This window comes from Nocardioides stalactiti, assembly GCF_014180715.1.
GTDB lineage: Bacteria > Actinomycetota > Actinomycetes > Propionibacteriales > Nocardioidaceae > Nocardioides > Nocardioides stalactiti.
Genome location: NZ_JACEFC010000209.1, coordinates 1 through 3,336, shown reverse-complemented (window position 1 = coordinate 3,336; position 3,336 = coordinate 1). Strand labels below are relative to the sequence as shown.

Annotated in this window: 3 protein-coding genes; 1 reads left to right on the top strand and 2 read right to left on the bottom strand. The window is 72.2% G+C overall.

The window, feature by feature from the left end; translation table 11 throughout:
- Positions 1 to 50: 50 nt before the first annotated feature.
- Positions 51 to 1,598 carry an adenylate/guanylate cyclase domain-containing protein gene (locus H0487_RS24410; protein ID WP_183096387.1) on the bottom strand — a complete coding sequence of 516 codons (1,548 nt, stop codon included), beginning with the start codon at positions 1,596 to 1,598 and terminating at the stop codon, positions 51 to 53.
- A 110-nt stretch (positions 1,599 to 1,708) separates the two neighbouring features.
- Here H0487_RS24410 and H0487_RS22260 point away from each other — a divergent pair, with 110 nt between their 5' ends.
- Positions 1,709 to 2,557, top strand: coding sequence for a DUF3097 domain-containing protein (locus tag H0487_RS22260; protein ID WP_183096386.1), 849 nt, complete (start codon positions 1,709 to 1,711; stop codon positions 2,555 to 2,557).
- Between the two features lie 24 nt (positions 2,558 to 2,581).
- Here the strand turns inward: H0487_RS22260 and H0487_RS22255 are convergent, their stop codons facing one another.
- Positions 2,582 to 3,154: a TM2 domain-containing protein gene (locus H0487_RS22255; protein ID WP_220793695.1), complete on the bottom strand. Its 573-nt coding sequence runs from the start codon at positions 3,152 to 3,154 to the stop codon at positions 2,582 to 2,584.
- Positions 3,155 to 3,336 lie beyond the last annotated feature (182 nt).

Sequence of the window (3,336 nt, the reverse complement as noted above, 5' to 3'; positions counted from 1 at the left end):
CGCCCCAACCCTGCGGGTCCGTCGACCCAACCCTGCGGGTTCGTCGAGGGTCAGCCGATCTCGGATGCGATCGTCATCCCCTCCGGCAGCACCTCGCCGGCGGGGGCGAAGAGCTCGAGCGGCTCGGCCTTGCCCTTGAGCGGCAGGCTGCCGCGGGACACGAGCGGCACCTCGGCGCGCAGCATCGCGGCGGTCGCCGCGGTGATGAGGACGTCGTCGCCGGTCTGGCGGGTCGCAGCCTCGACCCGGGCGGCGACGTTGACCGCGTCACCGATGACGCTGAAGTTGAGGCGGCCGGCGCCGCCGATCGATCCCGCCACCACGCGGCCGGTGTTGACCCCGGCCGCGACGCTGAGGCCGGTGCCGATCGACGCGGTCGCCTCGACGATCTCCCGAGCAGCGGCGAACGCCCGGTCGGCGTGGTCCTCGAAGACCTCCGGGGCGCCGAACACCGCAAGCAGGCCGTCGCCGATGAACTTGTCGACGTGGCCGCCGTGCCGGTCGACGATCGGCACCATCACCGAGAACAGTCGGTTGAGGGTGGCGACCACCTCGGTCGCCGGCGCGCGCTCGGCGTACGACGTGAACCCGCGGACGTCGCAGAACATGATCGAGACGTCGACCTCGACGCCCTCCTCGGGGAACTGCCCGGAGAGGATGAGCGCCGCGACCTCCTTGTCGACGTAGGTCCCGAACGCCTCGCGCATCTGCTCGCGCTCCTCGAGCCCGCGCGCCATCAGGTTGAAGTCGTGGGCGAGCTCGCCGAGCTCGTCGGCGGTGGTCACCGGCACTCGTACGCCGAGGTCGCCGTGGGCCACCTGGTGCATCGCCTTGCGGACCCGGTCGATCGGCACGGTGATCGCGTCGGCGAGCAGCATCGACAGCTCGTGGGAGAGCGCCAGGCCGACACCGATCGACGCGACCACCGCCAGCACCAGGTTGTCGGAGCCCTCGCGCGCACCGACCAGGCTGGCGACGAGCAGGCCGCTCGCGATCGTGTAGATCGACGGGCCGAGCAGGATGCGCTTGCGCACCGGGAGCCCGACCCGCCGGAACGGGAAGTCGTCGGGCAGCTCCTTGGCGATGTCGGTCACCAGCGGGCGCGACAGCAGCTCGCCCGCGGAGTAGCTCATGATCGTGGCGTAGGCGGCCGGCACCACACACGCGAGGACCAGGACGAAGAAGTCCTTCCATCCCAGGTCGAACAGCTGGATGCTGAAGAGAGACGTCGGCAGCACGACGAACGGGTTGACCCACCAGGAATTGCCCCGGTACTGGCGGTAGGTCAGCGTCGCCGCCGTCTCCCACGCCGTCACCGTCTCCTCCGGCGTCGGGTCGGGGGTCTCCCGCCAGGTCCGGATCGCGCAGAACGCGTTGCGGGTGCGGAGCGAGGCGAGGAGCGACGCGATGACCGTCAGCAGTGCCGCGAAGCCCGCCAGCCGGGCCACGCCGTGCGGGTCGGCGTCGTAGTAGGAGGCGATGATGACGATCGTCAGCAGCGCGACGAGCACGCTGACGGCCGCCTGGCCGATCGCGAGCACTGCCCAGTACCGCGACCCCAGGCGCTCGTACAGACCCGCGGTGATGCGATCGAGCACCCCTCGAGTCTGACCTCCCGGCAGGTGCCCCGTCCACCGAAACGCCGTGTCTTCCCGGTCACGGCGCGGGAGCACCGCCGCGACCGCCCCGGCCCGTACGGTTGCCGGTCGTGAACGATCGCTACGGGACCGACGTGCTGTCCGGGGACTGGAACAAGCCCAAGAACGGGCGGGCGGTCGAAGCCCCGGCGGAGCTCGGCGCCGTGGTCGAGGAGGTCATGGGCGATTTCTGCGGCGAGATCGTCGCCGTCGACCGGGACCTGCACACGCTCACCCTGGAGGACCGGCGCGGCAAGCGCCGGACGTTCCCGCTCGGCCCCGGCTTCCTGCTCGAGGGCAAGCCGGTCATCCTCACCGCCCCGGTCCGTCGTACGGCGGCGCCGGCGAAGCCGACGCGCACGGCGAGCGGCTCGGTCGCCGTCCACGGCGCCAAGGCGCGGGTGGCGCGGGCGAGCCGGATCTTCGTCGAGGGACGGCACGACGCCGAGCTCGTCGAGAAGGTGTGGGGCGACGACCTGCGCATCGAGGGTGTCGTGGTCGAGTACCTCGGGGGGGTCGACGACCTCGCCGACCACCTGGTGTCGTTCAAGCCCGGCCCGCAGCGCCGGGTCGGCGTCCTCGTCGACCACCTGGTCCGCGGCTCCAAGGAGTCGCGGATCGCCGACGCCATCGTGCGCGGTCCGAACGGGCCGCACGTCCGGATCGTCGGACACCCGTACGTCGACATCTGGCAGGCCGTGAAGCCCGAGCGGATCGGCCTGAAGGCGTGGCCGACGATCCCGCGCAACGTCGAGTGGAAGAAGGGCGTGTGCCAGCACCTCGGCTGGCCGCACCGCGACCAGGCCGACATCGCCCGCGCCTGGCAGCACATCTTGTCGAAGGTCGGCTCGTTCGCGGACCTCGAGCCCGAGCTGCTCGGCCGGGTCGAGGAGCTCATCGACTTCGTCACCGTCGACTGAGCACCCCGGACCCGACCGACGAGTTCAGCGCAGCAGGCGCCCGTCGGCGTCGGTGAAGCGCTTGTTGGTGAGCATGAGGATCCCGTCGACGAGGCCCCAGATCCAGATCGGGACCGCCCACAGCAGGCCGATGAGCAGGCAGGTCATCACCCAGCCGCTGATGGTGCCGACGAGCATGACGATCCCGATCGCCGTGTGGCCCGTGTAGAGCCGACCGACGCCGGCGACCCCGACCATCAGCGGGAGCAGCTGGAGCAGACCCGCCATCAGCCGCTCCTTGTCGGAGTACGGCAGGCCGGTCTCGGGGTCGATCTGGCCCGGCACCTTCGCCGACGACGCGATGCTGATCGGGAAGCCGCTCTGGGGCGGCGAGGTGCCGTAGGGCTGGTAGGCCTGGCCGGGCGGCTGCGCGAAGCCCGGTGCGGGCGGCACGCTCGGCGGCGCCGGGTACCCCGGGGCCGGCGGCGGGGTCATCCCTGGTGCCGGCGGGGGCGTCATCCCGGGGCCCGGCGGCTGGGTGGGCGACGGGGTGGGCAGCTGGGTCGGCGCCGCGGAGGGCGACGGATCGGGCTCGGGGGGCGGGACCTGGTCGGACATGGCGCCGACGGTAGTCGACCGGACCGCCGGATCTCAGGCGATCAGCCGTCTCACGACCGCGTCGGCGAGCAGCCGACCGGTCCGGGTGAGGACGACGTGCCGTTGCGCCTCCCACGGGCCGGCCTCGACCAGCCCGTCGGCGACCAGGCGGGGCACCTCGGCCCGGCCCTCGTCGTCGGGGG

Bases quoted from the DNA above. Each gene is read 5' to 3' on its own strand.
- H0487_RS22255 (WP_220793695.1), bottom strand. From the start codon at position 3,154: ATGTCCGACCAGGTCCCGCCCCCCGAGCCCGATCCGTCGCCCTCCGCG.